A 19,992-nucleotide genomic window follows, 5' to 3' on the forward strand; every position below is an offset into this window, starting at 1 on the left:
CGGTCGCGGTATGTACAAGCAGTGGGGCGGCAACTGGGCAGTGTGGGGCGGTGGCACCTACAAGTTCAACGAGAAGACCTCGTTCAACGCTCAGATCTCGTATGACGATTGGAAGAATCTCGGCGTCGCCGCGAACATCGCCTACGACGTCGTTCCTGGCTTCACGGTTACGGCCGAAGTCGACTACCTCAATGCAGGCAAGTTCGACGACGCCGACTTCTCCAACTGGACCCATGCCGACAAGAAGAGCAGCGTCGGCGGTATCCTCCGCTTCCAGCGCTCGTTCTAAGGGCTGGTTCTACACAGGTGAAATCCAGCCCGGGCGCACAAACGCCCGGGCTGTTTTTGTTTCGTGACTGGGTCAAGGCAGACAGAAGGAACAGGGGGTAACGGTAGCTGAATAGGGTCCGTGGGTGATTTCGTGGGATCCGCTGATGGGCGGATGAAATCACAACTGCGTGATTCAAATCTCTTGAAAGGACGCCTCCAAGCGGGTAGGGCTGATCTATCCCACTCGGGGGTGTGGCAAATGATGACGACCGAAGCGATTCAAGAGGGTGAGCCTTCTGATCATTTTTCGATGTTTTCTTCTCAAAATGCGAATATACGATACAGTTACAACAAGATCAGAGAAGTAAAGTCGTATAGGGTTCGAGAGCTCTTTTTAGCATACCGGGACATATTATGGGATGATGGGCGGCATAAGTACAATGTCAGCTCTTTCATCGGCGAGATAGATGAGCTTCTCCTTGGGGAGCGATTCAGCGCCTTTGACCAGAGTACCCTGGACAACCTCATTGGTACCTTGCGCCAGCGCGGCAACAGCAACGCAACCATCAACCGAAAGATGGCTGCCCTTAGCAAACTGCTGCGCAAGGCATATAAGATGGGAGATATCCACAGCCTGCCCGAGTTCCGCCGCCAGAAGGAGCGGGCGGGGCGGATTCGTTTCCTCGAGAGGGACGAAGAGGCACGGCTGTTCGCGGCCATCAGGAGCCGCAGCGAGGATGCCTACAGGCTTTCAGTTTTTTTGGTCGATACCGGGTGCCGTCTCGGTGAGGCGCTTGGGCTGATCTGGAACGACATCCAGGAGCACCGCGTCAGTTTCTGGATCACCAAATCCGGCCGCAGCCGCACCATTCCGATGACCGAGCGGGTCAAGGAGGTCATCAAGTTGCCGGCTGCCGAAGGCCGACGGCCAAAAGGCCCGTTCACCAAGCTCAGCCAGGCACAGTTCCGTGCCATCTGGAACGATGCCAAAGCCGAAGTCGGCCTTGGCGCCGATGATCAGGTGGTGCCGCATATCTTGCGACACACCTGCGCCTCGCGTCTTGTGCAGGGTGGCATCGACATCCGCCGTGTGCAGATGTGGCTCGGTCACCAGACTCTGTCGATGACCATGCGTTATGCGCATCTGGCCACCAATGACCTTGATGGCTGTGTGGTCGTCCTGGAAACACCTCGCGGCGAGCAACCGGCRAGCAGTGGGGAAGGCTCCATGTTTTCGTCGCCTGTGACCACTCCTTCATCCCCGCCCACGGCTCGGAAACAGCGGGACGAATCAGCCGCGGCCTCGCCGAAAGCGCCTCGGAAAAATTCAAAAGCCAAATAGGCAGGCCGGCTAGCTTATACTGTTGTGTCAACCCCAGGACCCCGATTGGTCTTGGGGTTTACTTTAGATGCGCTGTCGCTCGGCGCGATCAAGGAAAGCCGCGATGGCGTCCGGCAAGTCGCCGGTTTCGAGAAAAGGGGCGTGGCCCTGGCCCTCTACAGTGATCGTCTCCATCATGGAATGATGCTCTTGCATCTGCCGTAGCGTGTCTGTGGACAGCAATCTCGAGTTGGCGCCGCGTATGGTGAGCAATGGGATCGCGGCCAACGCGTCGAATTGCGGCCATAGGGCAGGCAGAGGCTGCGTCAGATCGAGACCCGCAACGGTGCCGACCAGCTTCGGGTCGAAATCCGGCAACAGGCCCTGATCCGTCTCGCGGTAGAGCGCCCGTACCATCCGCTCCCAATCCACGTCGGTGAGAGCGGAAAAGTCCTGGCCATGAACGCTGCGTTGGGCAGCCACGGCCTCGGCGAAGGTTCTGGGGTTCGGTGTCCGTTCAAGATAGGACTTGATATGGGCGAGACCGGCCGCCTCGATCACCGGCCCGATGTCGTTGAAAACAATGGCTTTCAGGATAGCCGGCTGCATCATGCCGAGCACATGGATGATCAGCCCGCCGCGTGATGTTCCGATAAAGGCGGCCGCCTCTATTTCCAATGCCGCCAGCCCGGCAAGGATGTCGCCGGCTTCGACGCCGACATTGTAATGACCGATATCGGCATCGTAGGCGGACTGCCCGCGCCCGCGATAATCGAAGGCAACGACCTTGCGCGGAGCCTGAGCTCGAGCCGAAAGATAGAGCGCGAGTTCATGAAAATCCCGTGCGTTGCGGGTCAGGCCAGGCAGGCAGACGACCGGCCAAGGACCGGCATTCGCGTCACCATAGACGCGCGCGTGAAGGTTTAGCCCATCCGGCGCGCTGTAGAAAAAATCGGAGAAACCTTCACTGCTCGACATCTGGACGCGATTCCTTCCGGCTGCCTGATCGTCTTACGACTGCTACAGGCGAGGGAAGGTGGGGTCAAATTGAGACCGGGTTGGAGAGAGCGGCCAATCCGCAAGGGGCAGAATCGACAGCTTCGGCGAAGTCGCCTCTTGAGGGGTCGGCTGCGTCAGCCGCGCCCGTTCACGAGATCTCCAACGATGTCGTATTTGCCGGAAATACGCATCTTGTAGACCTCGTAATTCTCCATTACGCGCTGCACATAACTTCTTGTTTCCGTGTAGGGAATCCGCTCAATCCAGTCGACGACGGTGTCGATGTCCTTACCGCGCGGGTCGCCGTATTTCGCGACCCACTGGCTGGCCCGGTTGGGACCGGCATTGTAGCCGGCGAAGGTCAGCACATAGGAGCCGTTGAAGCGGTCGAGCTGCTCGCCGAGGAAGGCCGAACCAAGCGTCGCGTTGTAACCGGCGTCGGTGGTCAGCCGTGTCTGCGAGAATTGCAAACCGGCCTTCTTCGCCAATTGCTTGGCGGTGCCCGGCATCAGCTGCAGCAGTCCGCGAGCGCCTGCGCTCGACACGGCACCGATGTTGAATTCGCTTTCCTGGCGGGCGATCGCATAGGCCAGCGCCTTGCCCGAGCCGGAAATGTTGGCCGAATCGGGAATGACGCCGAGCGGATGCGACAACGCGCCGACATCGATGCCGCGCGCGCCGGCGATCTTGCCGACTTTCAGCGCCATGAAATGGTTGCCTTGCTTTTCCGCCAAGACGGCGAGCAGCGCCAGTTCGCCTGGGCTGGTCAACTGCCCGGCAAGGTCGCGATAGAGCGTTTCGGCATAGCGGTCGTAGCCCGCCTCCTGCAGCCGCTTGATGGCGCTGACGGCCTCACGGCCGGCAAAATTCTGCCGGTCGGCCGCATCGGGCTGCGGGTAGGCAATGTTGAGCGCCTGCCGGCCGACGCGTTCGGCGGCAAGCTGGCCGTAAAATGTCGTGCCGAAGGCAGCGGCGCGCGCAAAATAGTCGTTGGCGCTGCCCGGGCCGCCGACTTCCGCCGCCCGGCCGAGCCAGTAGTAGGCGCGCGACAGCGTCATCGGTCCCTGGGCGAGGTCGGCGATGCGCGCAAAATGCGTTGCCGCGGTTTTCGGATCGTTCAGGCCACGCAGCGCATACCAACCGGCATGGAACTCGGCCTCCGCCGCATTGGTGGCGCTTTCGGCGGCATGCGTGGCGACGATCCGGTAGGCCGTCTTCATGTCGCCCTGGTCGACCAGTTCGCGCGACAACACCCGGCGCTCGACCCACCAGGCGTCCGGATCGACCAAAGCTTCGCGATCCGTCGGTGCCTGCATCACGACAGCCGCGGCGTCGGCAAAATTCTCTTTTTTGCGCAGGTATTCGGCCTGCGCGAAGAAGTAGCCGGCCGAACGCTGCGCCGTCGGCACGGCCTTAAGCAGTTTCGTCGCGTTCTTGTCGCCTCTGTCCGCCGCCGCCCAGGCGTCGGCAAGCTGCTGGGCACCGGCGAGGCCGGCGACGCGCTGCGCCGAATTCGCCCGATCGGCATAGAACATGCGCTCCATGCGAAAACGGTGGTCGGCGGCCGGAATCAGGCTGCCGAATTCCTTGAGCAGCGCCGCCTCGTCCTTGGCCTCCAGGATCGCGGTACGCCAGAACGGCGACAGCACCGAACGCGCCGCCTTGGCATTGCCCGACGCCACATAGGCGCGGGCGAGAACCATCACGCCTTCGAATGTCTGCGGCTGGCTGCCGTCGAACGCCGCAATGACGGTATCGGCGGCAGGGTTTTCGCGATAGAGCGCGCGCTCGCTGTTCTTGCGCAAGGCGACGGTGCCGGGCCAGGTTGGCAGCATCTTCGCGGCGGCGGCAATATCGCCGCTCGGAACCTTGTCACCGCCGTAGAGCGCGATCGCCCAGGCAAGGATATGCTGGTCGAGCGAGTGGCCGGGAAGGGCATCTCGCACGGCGCGGGCGCCGGGAATGTCGCCAGCCGCCAGCGCATCCAGCCCGCTTTTCAACAGGGCGACGCTTGGCGAGGCGTCCTGCAGCGCCTCGGCCTGCAGGCCCGGCATCGGGATGGTCGAGGTGACCTGCACATCGACGCTGCCGCCGATCGCCATGCCCGGCATCAGCGCGAGCGTGGCGCCAAGCAGCGCGAAGAGGTGAGGCCGACTGGTCGGCATGGTCTTTTCGTCTTTCCTTGTCCTGGCATTCTACCAGCAGGCGCAGAGGCTTCGAAGCCTAAACTTAGGTCGTGAAGAGCCCGTAAACAAAGAGTTAGCGCGGTCGTTCGAATTGCGCCTGCTGGCACCATGGCAATGCTTGCCGCGCAACAGTGTCGAGACTATGGTGCGCGGCTTCGCTTTCGGCTAGAAGGCGCGCACGACGAAACACCGATGCATGTCGCCTAAAAGTGGGTACCGGTTTTAGGACAACGACATGCATGAACAATGAAGTGCCAAGGAGTTGGACGACATGCTGAGAGGCTCGCTTACTGCGCTCGTGACACCGTTCGAAAAGAGCGGGCGTTTCGACGAGAAAGCCTTTCGCGCGTTCGTCGACTGGCAGATCGCCGAGGGCACGACGGGCCTGGTCCCAGTCGGCACCACTGGCGAGTCGCCGACGCTGTCGCATGACGAGCATCGCCATGTCGTCAAGGTCTGCATCGAGGTGGCCAGGGGCCGCGCCCCGGTCGTCGCCGGCGCCGGCTCCAACAACACCGAGGAGGCGGTCGGGCTGGTGCAATATGCCGAGAAGGCCGGCGCCGACGCCGCACTCGTTGTCACGCCCTATTACAACAAGCCGACGCAGCGCGGCCTCTACGCGCATTTCGCCGCCGTCGCCAGGGCARCCAGCCTGCCGATCATCATCTACAACATCCCGCCGCGCTCGGTCATCGACATGAGCCCGGAGACGATGGGCCAGCTGGTGCACGACTTCAAGAACATCATCGGCGTCAAGGATGCCACCGGCAAGGTCGAGCGGGTTTCCGAGCAGCGCGCCACGTGCGGCAAGGATTTCATCCAGCTTTCGGGCGAGGACGCCTCGGCGCTCGGCTTCAACGCGCATGGCGGCGTCGGCTGCATTTCGGTGACGTCGAATGTCGCGCCACGGCTCTGCGCCGAATTCCAGGAAGCAACGCTTTCCGGCGACAGCGCCAAGGCGCTGGACCTGCAGGACCGCCTGCTTCCGCTGCACAAGGCGATCTTCCTCGAGCCCGGCGTTTCCGGCGCGAAATATGCGCTGTCGAAGCTGGGCAAGGTCGAGAACGTGCTGCGTTCGCCGCTGATGACCGTCGAACAGTCGACCGCCGACAGGATCGATGCGGCGATGAAGCACGCCGGCTTGATAAACTAGGGATGAGGCGCCACCTCTCCACATCATGAATCAAGTCAGAAAAGCCGATCCCAACAACAAGACCGTTGCGGAAAACCGCAAGGCGCGGTTTTCCTATGAGGTGCTCGACACGATCGAGACCGGCCTGGTGCTGACCGGCACCGAGGTCAAGTCGCTGCGCCAGGGCCAGGCCAACATCCAGGACAGCTATGCCTCGGTCGAAGGCGGCGAGATCTGGCTGATCAATTCATACCTGCCGGAGTATCTCCAGGCCAACCGCTTCAACCACGAGCCGCGCCGCCGCCGCAAACTCCTGCTCAACAAGCGCGAGATGGCCAAGCTGGCACAGAGCGTCGACCGCGAAGGCATGACGCTGGTGCCGCTGAAGATCTATTTCAACGATCAGGGTCGCGCCAAGCTGCTGCTCGCCGTCGGCCGCGGCAAGAAATTGCACGACAAGCGAGAAACCGAGAAGCAGCGCGACTGGTCGCGCGAGAAGGGCAGGCTCTTAAAAGAGCGGGGGTAGGCTGGGGGCCTTCGTTTGAAGAACCGGATCCTCCTTTTGGGTTTGGCCAGCCTGGTCCTGGTGTGTTTCATGGCTGCGGGCGGCTATCTTTATTTCAGGGTATTCTCGCCGGACCGCGGCAAATATCCGGTGCGGGGCATCGACGTCTCCCATCACCAGGGCCAGATCGACTGGCGCCGCGTTGCCGCCGACGACGTCGCCTTCGCCGTCATCAAGGCGACCGAAGGTGGCGATCATGTCGACGATGCCTTCTCCACCAATCTGCGTGAGGCCCGCGCGGCCGGACTTGCGGTCGGCGCCTATCATTTCTTCACCTTCTGCCGGCCTGGTGCCGACCAGGCGAAGAATTTCATCTCGGTGGTGCCGCACGACCAGCCCTTGCTGCCGCCGGTCGTCGACATCGAGTTCGGCGGCAATTGCCCGCAGCGGCCAACGCCCGAGCAACTGAACGCAGAACTTGCCGCGTTCCTCGCTCCAGTCGAGGCCGCGTTCGGCAAGCCGGCGATTGTCTATCTGACCGACGAGGCTGAGCAGGCCTATGCCGGGCGCATCCCCGCCCGGCCGCTCTGGCTTCGCTCGTTGCTGCTGCAGCCGGATCGCGGCGACTGGATCTACTGGCAGTACCACAACAAGGGGCGCGTCGACGGCATCAACGGCGATGTCGACCTGAATGTGCTGCAGGGTGGTCCGGCTGTGTTGGGCGCACTGTCCGCGCCATCATCAGGATCGATCGTTCCGCAAGCCAAGTGATCTCCCAAGCCAAGTGATTTGCCAAGCCAGGTGATCCCCTGAAGCCATTCCGGGACCTCGCTCGTCGTCTCAAGCTGCAGCCTGGGAAGCCTCCGGCGCCAGCGTGACATTGGCATCGCCCCAGACTTTGAGCGCAGTGATCACCGGTTCCAGGCTTCTGCCGCGCGGCGTCAGGCTGTACTCCACTTTCGGCGGCACTTCAGGATAGATCTTGCGCGCAATCAGCCCATCGGCTTCCAGTTCGCGGAGCTGGTTGGTCAGCATGCGCTGCGTGCAGTTCGGAATGCGCCGGCGGATCTCGTTGAAGCGCATCGTGCCCTCGAACAGATGATAGAGCACGACGCCTTTCCACTTTCCGTCGATGTAGCGGAGTGTGCCCTCCACCGTGCAGCCGGGGCTGCAATCGAATCGCTCATGGCGAATGCGCGGCATGACGGTATCCTTTTCGACACTATGTGCTTTATATGTGCATTCTTGCGCTTCCGGCACATAATCCGCATCTCTGCTCCGAACAACACTCAAGAGCAATCGCGGAGACCAAAATGCGCGCCGTCGGCTATCAAATCCCAGCCCCCATCAGCGATGAGACCTCCTTGGTCGATATCGATTTGCCCAAGCCCGAGCCGAAAGGTCGTGACCTGCTGATCGAGGTGAAGGCAATCTCGGTCAACCCGGTCGACACCAAGGTGCGGCAAAGCGCCAGACCCGAGGCCGGAGCATGGCGTGTGCTCGGCTGGGACGCTGCCGGCCGGGTCGTTGCGGCCGGTCGGGACGCCAGCCTGTTCAAGGCGGGCGACGATGTCTTCTATTCCGGCGCCCTGGCGCCACAAGGCACCAATGCCGAATTCCACATTGTCGATGAGCGCCTTGTCGGCCGTAAGCCCGGCTCGCTCGGCTATGCTCAGGCGGCGGCGCTGCCCTTGACGGCGGTCACCGCCTGGGAGGCTCTGTTCGACCGCCTCGATGTCAGGAAACCTGTCGCTGGCGCGGCCAAGGCCATTCTGATCATTGGCGGCGCCGGCGGCGTTGKCTCGATCGCGGTGCAGCTGGCGCGCCAACTGACCGATCTGACGGTGATCGCCACCGCATCGCGGCCCGAGACGCGGGACTGGGCGCTTGGGCTCGGCGCTCATCAAGTCGTCGATCACTCCAGGCCGCTCGCCGCCGAAGTCGCAGCCCTTGGTCTCGGCGCACCTGCCTTTGTGTTCTCGACGACCAACACCGACCGGCACTTGGCCGAGATCGCCGAACTGATCGCGCCGCAAGGCCGTTTCGGGCTGATCGACGATCCCAAATCGCTCGACATCAATTCGTTCAAGCGCAAGAGCGTCTCTGTGCATTGGGAGTTCATGTTCACCCGCTCGATGTTCGAGACGCAGGACATGGCCGCGCAGGGCGAGCACCTCAACGAATTGGCCCGGCTTGTCGACGCCGGGACCATCCGCACGACGCTGGGCGAGACCTTCGGTCCTATCAATGCCGCCAATCTGAAGCGCGCCCACGCGCTGATCGAGACCGGCAAGGCCAAGGGCAAGATCGTGCTGGAGGGGTTCTGAAGGGCGGCGCTATTTCTGCAGGAAGGCCGCGATCTCGCTGAAGACGCTGACGAACATCTCCTCGGTCAGCACACCTGTGTTGGTGTTGTAGCGCGAGCAATGATAGCTCGAAAACAGCGTGATGCCCCCGGCCGGCAGCTGCCCGCCATGCTTGAACGGATAGGCGGCGACGCGCCCACCCAGCGCGCGCACCGTCGACTGGTGCGCGATCGACCCCAGCGCCAGCACGGCGCGCAAATTGGGAAAGCGGGCGATCGTCGGCACCAGGAACGTCCGGCACGTGGCAATCTCGGCGCCCACCGGCTTGTTCTCCGGCGGCACGCAGCGCACCGCATTGGTGATCGCCGTGCCGACCAACTCCAGTCCGTCATCCGGCCGCGCCTTGAACTCACCGCGCGCAAAACCGTGCGAAATCAACGTCGAGTACAGCAGGTCGCCGGCATAGTCGCCGGTGAAGGGCCGTCCGGTGCGGTTGGCGCCGCGCAGGCCGGGCGCCAGCCCAACGATCAGAAGCCGGACGGCGTCGTCGCCATCGGGTGGCAAAAAAGTCGGCACCGGCGCGTTGAACCAGGATGGCTCACGTTGCCGCCATTCGGCGATGAAATCATGCAGCCGCGGACAGAGCAGGCAGTCGCGGCCGGGTTCGGAGATGGAAAGGGCGGTCAACGCGACCGGCCTCAGTAGTCGTCCTCGTCGACTTCGGCCGGCTCGGGCCGGCGCATCGGCCGCTCGGACGGATCGCGACCGACCTCGTTCTTCAACGTTGTCAGGTCAATGAAATGGTCGGCCTGGCGGCGCAGGTCGTCGCTAATCATCGGCGGCTGAGAGGCCATGGTCGAGACGATCGACACCTTGCGGCCACGCCGCTGCAGCGCCTCGACCAGCGTGCGGAAATCGCCGTCGCCGGAAAAGATGACGTAATGGTCGACGACATCGGCGAGTTCCAGCGCATCGACAGTGAGTTCGATGTCCATATTGCCCTTGATCTTGCGGCGGCCGGTCGAGTCGGTGAATTCCTTGGCCGGCTTGGTGACCACCTTGAAGCCGTTGTAATCGAGCCAGTCGATCAGCGGACGGATCGAGGAGTATTCCTGATCCTCGACCAGCGCGGTGTAGTAGTAGGCGCGCAGCAGGTAGCCGCGCTTCTGGAAGCTCGACAGGAGCTTGCGATAGTCGATGTCGAAGCCGAGCGCGCGCGACGTCGCGTAGAGATTGGCGCCGTCGATGAATAGGGCGATTTTTTCACGAGGGTCGAACATGGAAAATAGTCCTTTTCGAAATAATCGGCCGTCTAACGAAATGCGATAGCGACTATCGGTCAGGCTCATAATAAACCGGCTGACCTTCGCGCTATCCGAGATAACGCCAGTTTCACGGCAATCCAAGGGCGTGTTGRCGCACTGCAAGCAATTGTGATCGGGCGCCGAACCGATGGATGCAGCCTGATTTGGCCGATCGGGTGTTTAAATGAAGGGGTTGGCGGCCCTGCGACCCCACCATTGCCATGATGCTTGTGTTTTGGCGGCGTTCGGGTTAAGGACCGCGCCTGATTTCCATCAAATCCATCGCATGAAAGGGGCAGTCCATGGCCCGCGTAACCGTTGAAGATTGCATCGACAAGGTCGACAACCGCTTCGAGCTGGTGCTCCTTGCCGGCCACCGTGCCCGCCAGATCAGCCAGGGCGCGCCGATCACCGTGCCGCGTGACAACGACAAGAACCCGGTCGTGGCGCTGCGCGAGATCGCCGACGAGACACTGTCGCCCGACGACCTCAAGGAAGACCTGATCCACTCGCTGCAGAAGCATGTCGAGGTCGACGAGCCCGAAGCCGATGGCGAGGCGATTGCCGACCAGACCGGCGCCGCAGTCGCGGCCACCGATGCCGACGACGCCGAGGAGAACATTACCTTCGACCGGATGACCGAGGAAGATCTCCTGGCCGGCATCGAGGGCCTGGTGCCCCCGGAAAAGAGCGACGACTACTAAGCGAGCCTCCGTTCTGGAGGTCGCTGGAACAATCTTCCGCACTTCCGTATCGGCAGTTTCGTGGCTATCTATGACATGCGCCGTACAGCAGTGCGGCGCATGATTCATTTCACCGCTGCGAGATCACGCCCATGATGCGTCAGTATGAGCTTGTCGAGCGCGTCCAGCGCTACAAGCCTGACGTCAACGAGGCGTTGCTCAACAAGGCCTATGTCTATGCCATGCAGAAGCATGGCCACCAGAAGCGCGCTTCCGGCGATCCTTATTTCTCGCATCCGCTCGAAGTCGCCGCCATCCTCACCGAAATGCACATGGACGAGGCGACGATCGCGGTCGCCCTGCTGCACGACACCATTGAGGACACCACGGCGACGCGGGCCGAAATCGATGAGCTGTTCGGCCCCGAAATGGGCAAGTTGGTCGAGGGGCTGACCAAGCTCAAGAAACTCGATCTCGTGTCGAAGAAGGCCGAGCAGGCGGAAAACCTGCGTAAGCTTCTGCTGGCGATTTCGGAGGATGTCCGCGTCCTTTTGGTCAAGCTCGCCGACCGTTTGCACAACATGCGCACCCTCGACCATATGCCGGAGGCCAAGCGCCTGCGCATCGCCGAGGAGACGATGGACATCTATGCGCCGCTCGCCGGGCGCATGGGCATGCAGGGCATGCGCGAGGAGCTGGAGGAGATCGCCTTCCGCTACATCAACCCGGAAGCCTATCGCGCCGTCACTGCCCGGCTCGCCGAAATCTTCGAGCGCAACAAGGATGTGCTGTCCGAGATCGAGAAGGCGTTGTCCGCGCTGTTCGAAAAGCATGCGATCAAGGCCAGCGTGAAAAGCCGTCAGAAAAAGCCGTGGTCGGTGTTCCGCAAGATGGAGGCCAAGGCGCTGTCCTTCGAGCAGCTGTCCGACATCTTCGGCTTCCGTGTCGTCGTCGATACGRTGGAGGATTGTTATCGCGCGCTCGGAGCCATCCACACCGCCTGGTCGATGGTGCCCGGCCGCTTCAAGGATTACATCTCGACGCCGAAGCAGAACGACTACAGGTCGATCCACACCACCATCGTCGGGCCGTCGCGCCAGCGCGTCGAGCTGCAGATCCGAACCCGCGAGATGAACAAGATCGCCGAATACGGCGTCGCAGCGCATTCGATCTATAAGGACACTGGCGGCAAGACCAACGGCGCCGCCCATGCGATCTCGAAGGAGACCAACGCCTATGCCTGGCTGCGGCGCACCATCGAGCAGCTTGCCGAGGGTGACAATCCGGAAGATTTTCTCGAAAACACCAAATTGGAACTGTTCCAGGATCAGGTGTTCTGCTTCACGCCGAAAGGCATGCTGATTGCACTGCCGCGAGGTGCTACGCCCATCGATTTCGCCTATGCCGTGCACACCGATGTCGGCGACACCTGCGTCGGCGCCAAGGTCAACGGCCGCATCATGCCGCTGATGACGGAACTGAAGAACGGCGACGAGGTCGAGATCATCCGCTCCAAGGCGCAGGTGCCGCCGGCGGCCTGGGAATCGGTCGTCGTCACCGGCAAGGCGCGCTCGGCCATCCGCCGCGCCACCAAGAATGCCATCCGCAAGCAGTATTCGGGTCTCGGCATTCGCATCCTGGAACGCGCCTTCGAGCGCGCCGGCAAGACCTTCACCAAGGAGAGCCTGAAGCAGGTGCTGCACCGGCTGGCGCGCAAGGATATCGAGGACGTGCTGGCCTCGGTCGGCCGTGGCGAGCTCGCTTCCACCGATGTCATGAAGGCGGTGTTCCCCGACTACAAGGACGAGCGTGTCACCACCGCCGCGCCCAAGCAGCGCGAGGAGGGCTGGTCGAAAATCCGCAACGCCGCCGGCATGCTGTTCCAGATTCCGGGCCGCGCGGCGCGCAAGGACAAGGACCAGCCGCGCGATGGCGCCGTGCCGATCCGCGGCGTGCGTGGCGACCTGCCGGTGCGTTTTGCGCCGGAAGGGGCGGTGCCTGGCGACCGCATCGTCGGCATCGTCCAGCCCGGCACCGGCATCACCATCTATCCGATCCAGTCGCCGGCGCTGCAGGCCTTCGACGACCAGCCCGAACGCTGGATCGACGTGCGCTGGGACATTGACGAGCGCACCAAGGAACGGTTTCCGGCGCGCGTCTCGGTCACCGCCATCAACGCGCCGGGTTCGCTCGCCGATATCGCCCAGGTCGTTGCGTCGAACGACGCCAACATCCACACGCTGTCGATGGTGCGCACAGCGCCCGACTTCACCGAAATGCTGATCGATCTCGAAGTCTGGGATCTGAAGCACCTCAACCGGCTGTTGTCGCAGCTCAAGGACAATTCGAGCGTCAGCGATGCAAGGCGCGTCAACGGCTAGACCATGATCCCGAAAAGTGGGGACCGGTTTTCGGACAAGATCGTAGTCAATCAAGATGAGGCAGAAATGAACACCGATGAAGTGCTGGGGATTTTCCGCGAAGCGGGCGCTGTTCTCGAAGGGCATTTCATTTTGACCTCGGGCTTGAGAAGCCCGGTCTTCCTGCAGAAGGCGCGCGTGTTCATGCATGCCGACAAGACCGAGCGGCTGTGCAAGGCGCTGGCCGAAAAGATCCGCGCTGGCGTGCCGGGCAAGATCGACTACGTCGTCGGTCCGGCGATCGGCGGGCTGATCCCTGCCTACGAGACCTCGCGTCATCTCGGCGTGCCGGCGATATGGGTCGAGCGGGAAGGGGGCGAGTTTCGCCTGCGCCGCTTCGAGATCGCCAGCGGTGCGCGCGTGGTCATCGTCGAGGATATCGTCACCACCGGCCTGTCGATCCGCGAGACCATCGAGTGCCTGCGCGAACTCGGCGCCGAGGTGATTGCTGCCGCCTGCATCATCGACCGTTCGGCCGGCAAGACCCATGTCGGCGTGCCGTTGATCGCGCTCGCCGAATATGAGGTTCCGGCCTATCCGGCCGACCGGCTGCCGCCGGAGCTGGCCGCCATACCGGCGGTCAAGCCGGGCAGCCGCAATATCTGACGGCGAGGCCGAGATGATCGCAGGCATCGATCATTTCGTGCTGACGGTCGCTTCGCTGGACGTGACCTGCGCCTTTTATCAGCGCGTGCTGGGTTTTGAACGCATCGATGCGCCCGGCCGGCCGACAGCGCTGGCTTTCGACACCCAGAAGATCAATGTGCACCAGGTGGGCCGCACCTTCGAGCCGAAGGCGAAGGCGCCGACGCCCGGCTCGGGCGACTTCTGCCTGATCACCGACCGGCCGCTGGGCGAAGTCAGCACCCGTCTCGCGGCCAATGGCGTGGTGGTGGAACTCGGACCGGTCGAACGCGTCGGGGCTCGTGGTCCGATGATGTCGGTCTATTTCCGCGACCCGGACGGCAATCTGGTCGAGGTCAGCGAATATTTGCCGTAGCCGCCGCGCCTTTCGGCCATGCGGCAATGCCGGTTCCTTAAATTCGCCGCGATTGTCCAATGTTCGATGCGGGGAATGCCATCCCGCAAGGGCGGCTACAAGCGCACGCCAAGCAGGCGGCGTTGGTTGTTCTCCTGCCAGCGCGTCGCTATATCAACGTGGCGATTGCCATCGGGGGATCGTCAAGCGCAAGATAGTGCTGTTGCGCCCGGCTGAAAGTGCCGGCGCGGGAGCTGTGAAACGGGTACAGAGTGCTTTTTCGACGCCGCAAGCCTGATGGCCTTCTCGAGCGGGTGCGTACCTATTTGTGGCCGCGCCGCTCGTTTTCGCGCTCGCTTCAGTATTTCTCCAAGCGCATCCTGCGGCTGAAGGCCACACCGCACGCCGTGGCGGCCGGTGTTGCCGCCGGCGTCTTCGCCTCGTTTTTTCCCGTGGGCTTTCATTTCGCCATTGCCGCCATCCTGTGCTGGGTGATCGCCGGCAATCTGGTGGCGGCGGCCCTTGCCGCGGTTTTCTTCGGCAACCCGCTGACCTTTCCGCTGCTGTGGGGCGCCTCCTGGGAAACCGGAAAGCTGATCCTGCATGACCGCCTGCCTGCGCATGGCCCACCGGCGCATCTGGGCGAGATGCTGCACAAGCTTTCCTTCGCGCAATTGTGGAAGCCCGTGCTCGAGCCGATGCTGATCGGCGCGATCCCGCTCGGGCTGGTGTTCGGCCTCTTGTTCTATGGCGTCACGCGCTGGGGCATGAACGCTTTCCGCGAGCAGCGACGCAAGCGCCTCGCCGAGCGCGCAAGCCGGCATGGGCAATCGTCTCATCCCGGCGGAACCATCGGTTCCGCCGCACGATGATCATCGGCATCGGCAGTGACCTGATCGATATCAGACGCATCGAAAAGTCGCTGGAGCGTCACGGTCAGCGCTTCATCCAGAGAATCTACACCGATCTCGAGCAGGCCCGCTCCGAGAACCGCCGTGCGCGTGCTGCGTCCTACGCCAAGCGCTTCGCCGCCAAGGAAGCCTGCGCCAAGGCGCTGGGCACGGGTCTGGCGCAGGGCGTGTTCTGGCGCGACATGGGTGTCGTCAACCTGCCCAGCGGCGCGCCGACCATGGCGCTGACGGGAGGGGCACAGGCGCGGCTGGACAAAATCCTGCCTAAGGGCCATCGGGCGGCAATCCACCTCACCATCACCGATGATTTTCCGCTCGCTCAAGCCTTTGTGATCATCGAGGCGTTGCCCGTCGAAGAAGCGCCACATTGATTGCATCTGACGACCGGCACGACGTTGCCCAGCGCGCGCCGAGACTCTATACCATCCAACGCACAATCGAGGACGACATGAGCGTGGTTGATAAATCTGAGAAGAAATCCGGCGGCCTTGGCGAGACCGTCAGCGTCATCGTGCAGGCGCTTTTGCTCGCCCTGGTCATCCGCACGCTGTTGTTCCAGCCTTTTTCGATCCCATCGGGATCGATGCGCCCGACGCTTCTGGAAGGCGACTATCTGTTCGTCACCAAATGGTCCTACGGCTATTCCCGTTACTCGCTGCCTTTCGGGCCCGACATCTTTTCGGGCCGCATCTGGGGCTCCGAGCCAAAGCGCGGCGACGTGGTGGTGTTCAAGTTCCCGCCTGACCCGTCCGTCGACTACATCAAGCGCGTGGTCGGCCTGCCCGGCGACARGATCCAGGTCAAGGACGGGCAGCTGTTCATCAACGACGTCGGCGTGCCGCGTGTGAAAACCGGCCAGATCGACAATCCCGACATCACCGAAGAGCCTCGGCCGATCGACGTCTACCGGGAAACGCTGCCCAACGGCGTCAGCTATGACACGCTGGACATCTCGCCCAATTCGATCGGCGACAACACCCGCGAATGGACCGTGCCGCCCGGCCACTATTTCATGATGGGCGACAACCGTGACAATTCCTCGGACAGCCGCTTCACCGTCGGCTTCGTCCCGGCGGAAAATCTGGTTGGCCGCGCCAATCTTGTTTTCTTCTCGATCGCCGGCAAGGCGAGCCCGCTCGAAATCTGGAAATGGCCGACGCTGATGCGCGCTTCGCGCCTGTTCCACTTCGTCAATTGATGGCTTTGAAGCGCCCGACAGGCGAAACACTGGCCGGTTTGGTGAAGGCCAAGACCGGCCATGTCTTCAAGGATCTCCGCTTGCTCGAGACCGCATTAACGCACTCCAGTGCGGTCAAGGCGGCAAGCAACAATCAGCGTCTCGAATTCCTTGGCGACCGCGTGCTTGGGCTTGTGGTCGCCGATATGCTTTTCGAAAAATTTCCCGACGCGCCTGAAGGTGAAATCGCGCCACGTTTCAATGCGCTGGTCGATGCGAAAACATGCTCCGAGATCGGCATCGAAATGCAGTTGGAAGATCTGGTTCGGGCCGACGCTGCCTTGAAGACGCGGTCGCGTGGCTCGGGCGGAAACTATCTGGCGGATGCCGTCGAAGCCCTGATAGCGGCGGTCTATGTTGACGGTGGCATCGACGCCGCGCGGCGCTTCGTCCTGCGCTACTGGGAGCCGCGCTCGCGCACGGTTGTGGCAAAGCCGCTCAATCCGAAATCCGATTTGCAGGAATGGATTGCCAAGACCAGCGATGCGCGCCCCGAATATGTGATCGACAAGCGCGAAGGGCCCGACCACCAGCCGGTCTTCACGGTGTCCTTGCAGGTCAGCGGCTTTGCGCCTTCCACCGGCACCGGCGGCTCCCGCAGGGCAGCGGAAGAAGCGGCGGCTTCGGCATTTCTTTTGCGTGAAGGCGTCTGGGCCAGCGCATCGAGCCAAAAATCGGAGCCGATTTTTGGAAAGCACGATGCGTAGAGTCAAAGTTTTAGAGTGTCCTTTGTGCGTCCAAGTAGACGCGCGGCGCTCTGGAGCAATTCCGGGAAAAGTGTATAGCGCTTTCCCTCAGGGAATTGCGTCAAAACAAGGAGATAGAGCGGTTCGGCGTTTCCGTGAAACGATGAACCGCTCTGATGAAGGGAGCGCGGCATGACCGCCACCGAAGACACCTCTCCGGCAACGGAGGTCGCCGCCACGCACTCCGGTTTCGTTGCGCTGATCGGCGCGCCAAATGCGGGGAAGTCGACACTGGTCAACCAGCTGGTCGGCGCCAAGGTGTCGATCGTCACCCACAAGGTGCAGACGACCCGGGCCATCGTGCGCGGCATCGCCACGCATGAAAATGCGCAGATCGTCTTCGTCGACACGCCCGGCATCTTCAAACCCAAGCGGCGGCTCGACACGGCAATGGTGACCACCGCCTGGGGCGGCGCCAAGGATGCCGATATCGTGCTGCTTTTGATCGACGCCGAGCGCGGCATCAGGGGCGATGCCGACGCCATCCTCGAACGGCTGAAGGATGTGCGCCAGCCGATGGTGCTTATCCTCAACAAGGTCGATCGCGTCAAGCATGAGGCGCTGCTGGCCCTGTCGGCGGCAGCGAACGAGAAAGTGCCGTTCAAGCGCACCTTCATGGTCTCGGCGCTGACCGGTTCCGGCTGCAAGGACCTGCTCGATTATCTCGCCGAAGCCCTGCCGGCCGGCCCCTGGTATTATCCGGAAGATCAGATTTCGGACCTGCCGATGYGCCAGCTGGCGGCCGAGATCACCCGCGAAAAGCTCTATCTGCGGCTGCATCAGGAACTGCCCTATTCCTCCCATATCGAGACCGAGAAATGGGAAGAGAAGCCGGACGGCTCGGTGCGCATCGACCAGACCATCTATGTCGAGCGCGACAGCCAGAAGAAGATCGTCCTCGGCCACAAGGGCGAAACCATCCGCGCCATCGGGCAGGCGGCGCGCATCGAGATCGCTGGCATCCTCGAACAGAAGGTGCACCTGTTCCTGTTCGTCAAGGTGCGCGAGAACTGGGGTGACGACCCCGAGCGCTATCGCGAGATGGGGCTCGAATTCCCGCGCTAATCCTGGGGATTGATGTAGTGCTTGCCGCCCATGCACTGATGACTTGATGTCGCCCTGTTGGCGGGGCTTTCGCCGCTCCCCGAGCGCCGGCAATACGCATCCGCGCCGCCGACAAATGGAGCGGTGCCGGGTTTCGGACACCCTGCTGATTGCGCGCCTAGACAGCCCCAGCCAGGGCAAGCTGCGTCCTTGGTCGGCGAACGAAGCTCTCGGTGCCGTAGTAGGCGACGATGGCGACGGCGATGATCGCCCAGATGGCCACGCCGATCCACTGCTGCTGCACATAGTCGCCGCCGGTGAAGACCTTGCCGAGGAAGCGCACGCTGTTCTGGTGCGTCACGTGCATGATGAAGGCGAGCAGCACGCTGCCGGTGTTCTGATAGAGCCAGGTGAACACAATTCCGGCCAGCACGACGTTGATCGTGCTGTAGAGGCTGAGGTCGCCGACCAGGCCGAGCGGGAAGTGCCAGATCGCCCAGATCACGCCGAGGATCAGGCTGCCGGTCAGTGCTGAATGGCTGGCGAGAAGACGTGGCGTCGCAAAGCCGCGCCAGCCAGGCTCTTCCCCGAGCGGGCCGCTGAAGACTGCGTACAGCGCTATGATCGGCAGCATCTCGGAGAGGGCCGGAATATTGCTCCAGGCCGGTGCCGCCGAGCCAAACAGCGGATTGATCAGGATCGAGATCAATTGTGTTCCGAAGGGCAGGCCGAATGCCACCAGGTACCACAACGGGTGAACCCGCCATTTCACCATCGAGGCGAGGATGGCCTTGACCGAACCCCAGCCGCCGGACAGGGCCGCTACGATGAAGCCGGCGGCCATAGGACCGAAGGTGAACCAGGGAATGCTGTCGCCATTCGACAGCCAGAATGGGATGAACACCAGCCAGGTCAGGCCAAGCGCGAGCGAAAAGAAGGCGGTCAGCTGGTGCCTTCGCACCAGGCTCGGGACGGAAGTCATGTCGGGTCCTCTCGGCGGGCAGATTGGTCACGAGAGGTCGCCGGGCTGCCCGATCGGTCGACATGCATCTGGAGACGAGCCAGCCGAATTGTTCGGCAGGCCGTGCCGACCGCATCGGCCAACCCGGGTCTATTGGCACCGGCGCGGCCAAAAATCCCGAGCGGTTTCTGAAGGATTTCCGATATTTCCGCCGGACAGACATCGCTCCGCTGTCTTGTCGCTACAGGACGATCCGCATCATTGGTGCGCGACCAACTCACACAGAATCGTCTTGATCGGTTGGCTGCCGTCACAATCAGCGACGCGACAGCGCTCCGGCGGGTTCGATCGCCTCGGCAAAAGCAAAACTGGCCGGGCAGGCGTCGCCCTGCATTTCGGCGCAGCGCCAGAGCGCAAGTGGCGGACGGATGCCATCGGATGGTCGGTGGGTGAAGAAATATCCAGCCAGCTTTTCGCCGAAAACAGGCGCATATTTCGCATACGGGCGGCAATTGTAGAAAATTGATGTCTCGAATAGATAATTAGCCGCGAAATTATCTGAAAGTATATTGAATATATGACGTTGTGCCAATTGTGCTAACTGGAAATGCGGTAAGTGTTATTTGTGCAACACAGCATTAATCTGTTGATGGAAACGGGATTATTTCCGGAATCGTCATTGAAGGCAGAAGGTCGATGGGTATGTTCGCCGCGGAAAAGGGCGAGCGGTGCGGGCCTTTTTCGTTGTGGGGGTGAGGCGGGAAAACATTGCCGCCAGCCACAAATCCGAAGCCATTTAAAATTATGACTGGAGAGTCAGAAAATGAACATCAAGAGCCTCCTTCTCGGCTCAGCCGCGGCACTGATAGCGGTCAGTGGCGCGCGCGCGGCTGACGCTGTCGTGGTCGCCGAACCGGAACCGGCCGAATACGTCAAGATCTGCGACGTCTACGGCGCCGGCTACTTCTACATCCCCGGCACCGAAACC

23 protein-coding genes are annotated in these 19,992 nt (G+C 62.1%); 16 read left to right on the plus strand and 7 right to left on the minus strand.

Translation table 11 applies throughout. The features are described from left to right. Both AC1D0I_RS30555 and AC1D0I_RS30560 read left to right on the plus strand, forming a co-directional pair. Positions 1-289, plus strand: a 289-nt coding sequence (locus tag AC1D0I_RS30555; RefSeq protein WP_477399785.1) for a porin, incomplete at its 5' end; no start/stop codon positions are given. Positions 290-529: 240 nt separating this feature from the next. Further along, complete coding sequence (locus AC1D0I_RS30560) at positions 530-1,612, plus strand: tyrosine-type recombinase/integrase (protein WP_477226235.1); 1,083 nt, start codon at positions 530-532, stop codon at positions 1,610-1,612. Positions 1,613-1,675: 63 nt separating this feature from the next. On the opposite strand, the gene AC1D0I_RS30565 is transcribed toward AC1D0I_RS30560, so the two are convergent. Further along, positions 1,676-2,569 (minus strand): alpha/beta fold hydrolase, encoded by an 894-nt coding sequence (locus AC1D0I_RS30565; RefSeq protein WP_477399787.1) that lies wholly within the window; start codon positions 2,567-2,569, stop codon positions 1,676-1,678. Positions 2,570-2,724: 155 nt separating this feature from the next. After that, complete coding sequence (locus tag AC1D0I_RS30570; protein ID WP_477399789.1) at positions 2,725-4,755, minus strand: lytic transglycosylase domain-containing protein; 2,031 nt, start codon at positions 4,753-4,755, stop codon at positions 2,725-2,727. A 292-nt stretch (positions 4,756-5,047) separates the two neighbouring features. On the opposite strand from AC1D0I_RS30570, the gene dapA reads away from it, so the two are divergent. The 3 genes from dapA to AC1D0I_RS30585 are packed head-to-tail and all read left to right on the plus strand — an operon-like array spanning position 5,048 to position 7,184. Continuing rightward, the gene (gene dapA, locus AC1D0I_RS30575) at positions 5,048-5,929 is read left to right on the plus strand and encodes a 4-hydroxy-tetrahydrodipicolinate synthase (protein WP_477399791.1); all 882 of its coding nucleotides are present in this window, start codon (positions 5,048-5,050) and stop codon (positions 5,927-5,929) included. A gap of 25 nt (positions 5,930-5,954) precedes the next feature. Beyond that, positions 5,955-6,434 carry an SsrA-binding protein SmpB gene (smpB, locus tag AC1D0I_RS30580; RefSeq protein WP_013896388.1) on the plus strand — a complete coding sequence of 160 codons (480 nt, stop codon included), beginning with the start codon at positions 5,955-5,957 and terminating at the stop codon, positions 6,432-6,434. A 36-nt stretch (positions 6,435-6,470) separates the two neighbouring features. Further along, a complete protein-coding gene (locus AC1D0I_RS30585) occupies positions 6,471-7,184 on the plus strand; it encodes a glycoside hydrolase family 25 protein (RefSeq protein ID WP_477399793.1) in 714 nt (237 codons plus the stop codon). A gap of 69 nt (positions 7,185-7,253) precedes the next feature. Here AC1D0I_RS30585 and AC1D0I_RS30590 read toward each other — a convergent pair whose 3' ends face one another. Continuing rightward, positions 7,254-7,616 carry a winged helix-turn-helix transcriptional regulator gene (locus AC1D0I_RS30590; RefSeq protein WP_167392168.1) on the minus strand — a complete coding sequence of 121 codons (363 nt, stop codon included), beginning with the start codon at positions 7,614-7,616 and terminating at the stop codon, positions 7,254-7,256. 110 nt (positions 7,617-7,726) lie between these two features. On the opposite strand from AC1D0I_RS30590, the gene AC1D0I_RS30595 reads away from it, so the two are divergent. After that, positions 7,727-8,740 (plus strand): zinc-binding alcohol dehydrogenase family protein, encoded by a 1,014-nt coding sequence (locus tag AC1D0I_RS30595; protein ID WP_477399795.1) that lies wholly within the window; start codon positions 7,727-7,729, stop codon positions 8,738-8,740. A gap of 9 nt (positions 8,741-8,749) precedes the next feature. On the opposite strand, the gene AC1D0I_RS30600 is transcribed toward AC1D0I_RS30595, so the two are convergent. Next, positions 8,750-9,406, minus strand: a complete 657-nt coding sequence (locus tag AC1D0I_RS30600) for a uracil-DNA glycosylase (RefSeq protein WP_457153439.1) — start codon at positions 9,404-9,406, stop codon at positions 8,750-8,752. An 11-nt stretch (positions 9,407-9,417) separates the two neighbouring features. Further along, positions 9,418-9,999 (minus strand): LabA-like NYN domain-containing protein, encoded by a 582-nt coding sequence (locus AC1D0I_RS30605; RefSeq protein WP_095086599.1) that lies wholly within the window; start codon positions 9,997-9,999, stop codon positions 9,418-9,420. Positions 10,000-10,325: 326 nt separating this feature from the next. On the opposite strand from AC1D0I_RS30605, the gene rpoZ reads away from it, so the two are divergent. From rpoZ to era, 9 genes are all read left to right on the plus strand, one after another. After that, positions 10,326-10,727 (plus strand): DNA-directed RNA polymerase subunit omega, encoded by a 402-nt coding sequence (gene rpoZ / locus AC1D0I_RS30610; protein ID WP_095086596.1) that lies wholly within the window; start codon positions 10,326-10,328, stop codon positions 10,725-10,727. Positions 10,728-10,858: 131 nt separating this feature from the next. Next, positions 10,859-13,087 (plus strand): RelA/SpoT family protein, encoded by a 2,229-nt coding sequence (locus AC1D0I_RS30615; protein ID WP_477399797.1) that lies wholly within the window; start codon positions 10,859-10,861, stop codon positions 13,085-13,087. A gap of 66 nt (positions 13,088-13,153) precedes the next feature. Then, positions 13,154-13,732 carry an orotate phosphoribosyltransferase gene (gene pyrE, locus AC1D0I_RS30620; RefSeq protein ID WP_477399799.1) on the plus strand — a complete coding sequence of 193 codons (579 nt, stop codon included), beginning with the start codon at positions 13,154-13,156 and terminating at the stop codon, positions 13,730-13,732. 13 nt (positions 13,733-13,745) lie between these two features. Beyond that, positions 13,746-14,126, plus strand: a complete 381-nt coding sequence (locus AC1D0I_RS30625) for a VOC family protein (protein WP_477399800.1) — start codon at positions 13,746-13,748, stop codon at positions 14,124-14,126. A gap of 251 nt (positions 14,127-14,377) precedes the next feature. Further along, on the plus strand, positions 14,378-14,977 hold the full coding sequence (locus AC1D0I_RS30630) for a DUF2062 domain-containing protein (RefSeq protein ID WP_477399802.1): 600 nt from the start codon (positions 14,378-14,380) through the stop codon (positions 14,975-14,977). Then, the gene (gene acpS, locus AC1D0I_RS30635) at positions 14,974-15,387 is read left to right on the plus strand and encodes a holo-ACP synthase (RefSeq protein WP_095086581.1); all 414 of its coding nucleotides are present in this window, start codon (positions 14,974-14,976) and stop codon (positions 15,385-15,387) included. Before AC1D0I_RS30630 ends, acpS begins: the two co-directional genes overlap by 4 nt. Before the next feature lie 77 nt (positions 15,388-15,464). After that, positions 15,465-16,214 carry a signal peptidase I gene (gene lepB / locus AC1D0I_RS30640; protein WP_477399804.1) on the plus strand — a complete coding sequence of 250 codons (750 nt, stop codon included), beginning with the start codon at positions 15,465-15,467 and terminating at the stop codon, positions 16,212-16,214. Then, a complete protein-coding gene (rnc, locus tag AC1D0I_RS30645) occupies positions 16,214-16,960 on the plus strand; it encodes a ribonuclease III (RefSeq protein ID WP_477399812.1) in 747 nt (248 codons plus the stop codon). The genes lepB and rnc overlap by 1 nt, the downstream gene beginning before the upstream one ends. Before the next feature lie 171 nt (positions 16,961-17,131). Beyond that, positions 17,132-18,064 (plus strand): GTPase Era, encoded by a 933-nt coding sequence (gene era, locus AC1D0I_RS30650; RefSeq protein ID WP_477399806.1) that lies wholly within the window; start codon positions 17,132-17,134, stop codon positions 18,062-18,064. Between the two features lie 157 nt (positions 18,065-18,221). Here the strand turns inward: era and AC1D0I_RS30655 are convergent, their stop codons facing one another. Both AC1D0I_RS30655 and AC1D0I_RS30660 read right to left on the minus strand, forming a co-directional pair. Further along, positions 18,222-19,025, minus strand: coding sequence for a CPBP family intramembrane glutamic endopeptidase (locus AC1D0I_RS30655; protein ID WP_477399808.1), 804 nt, complete (start codon positions 19,023-19,025; stop codon positions 18,222-18,224). Positions 19,026-19,320: 295 nt separating this feature from the next. After that, on the minus strand, positions 19,321-19,596 hold the full coding sequence (locus tag AC1D0I_RS30660) for a hypothetical protein (protein WP_477399810.1): 276 nt from the start codon (positions 19,594-19,596) through the stop codon (positions 19,321-19,323). A 231-nt stretch (positions 19,597-19,827) separates the two neighbouring features. On the opposite strand from AC1D0I_RS30660, the gene AC1D0I_RS30665 reads away from it, so the two are divergent. Next, on the plus strand, positions 19,828-19,992 hold a 165-nt coding region (locus tag AC1D0I_RS30665; protein ID WP_206619683.1), incomplete at its 3' end, for a porin.

It is taken from the genome of Mesorhizobium sp. P2_D1, assembly GCF_056404455.1.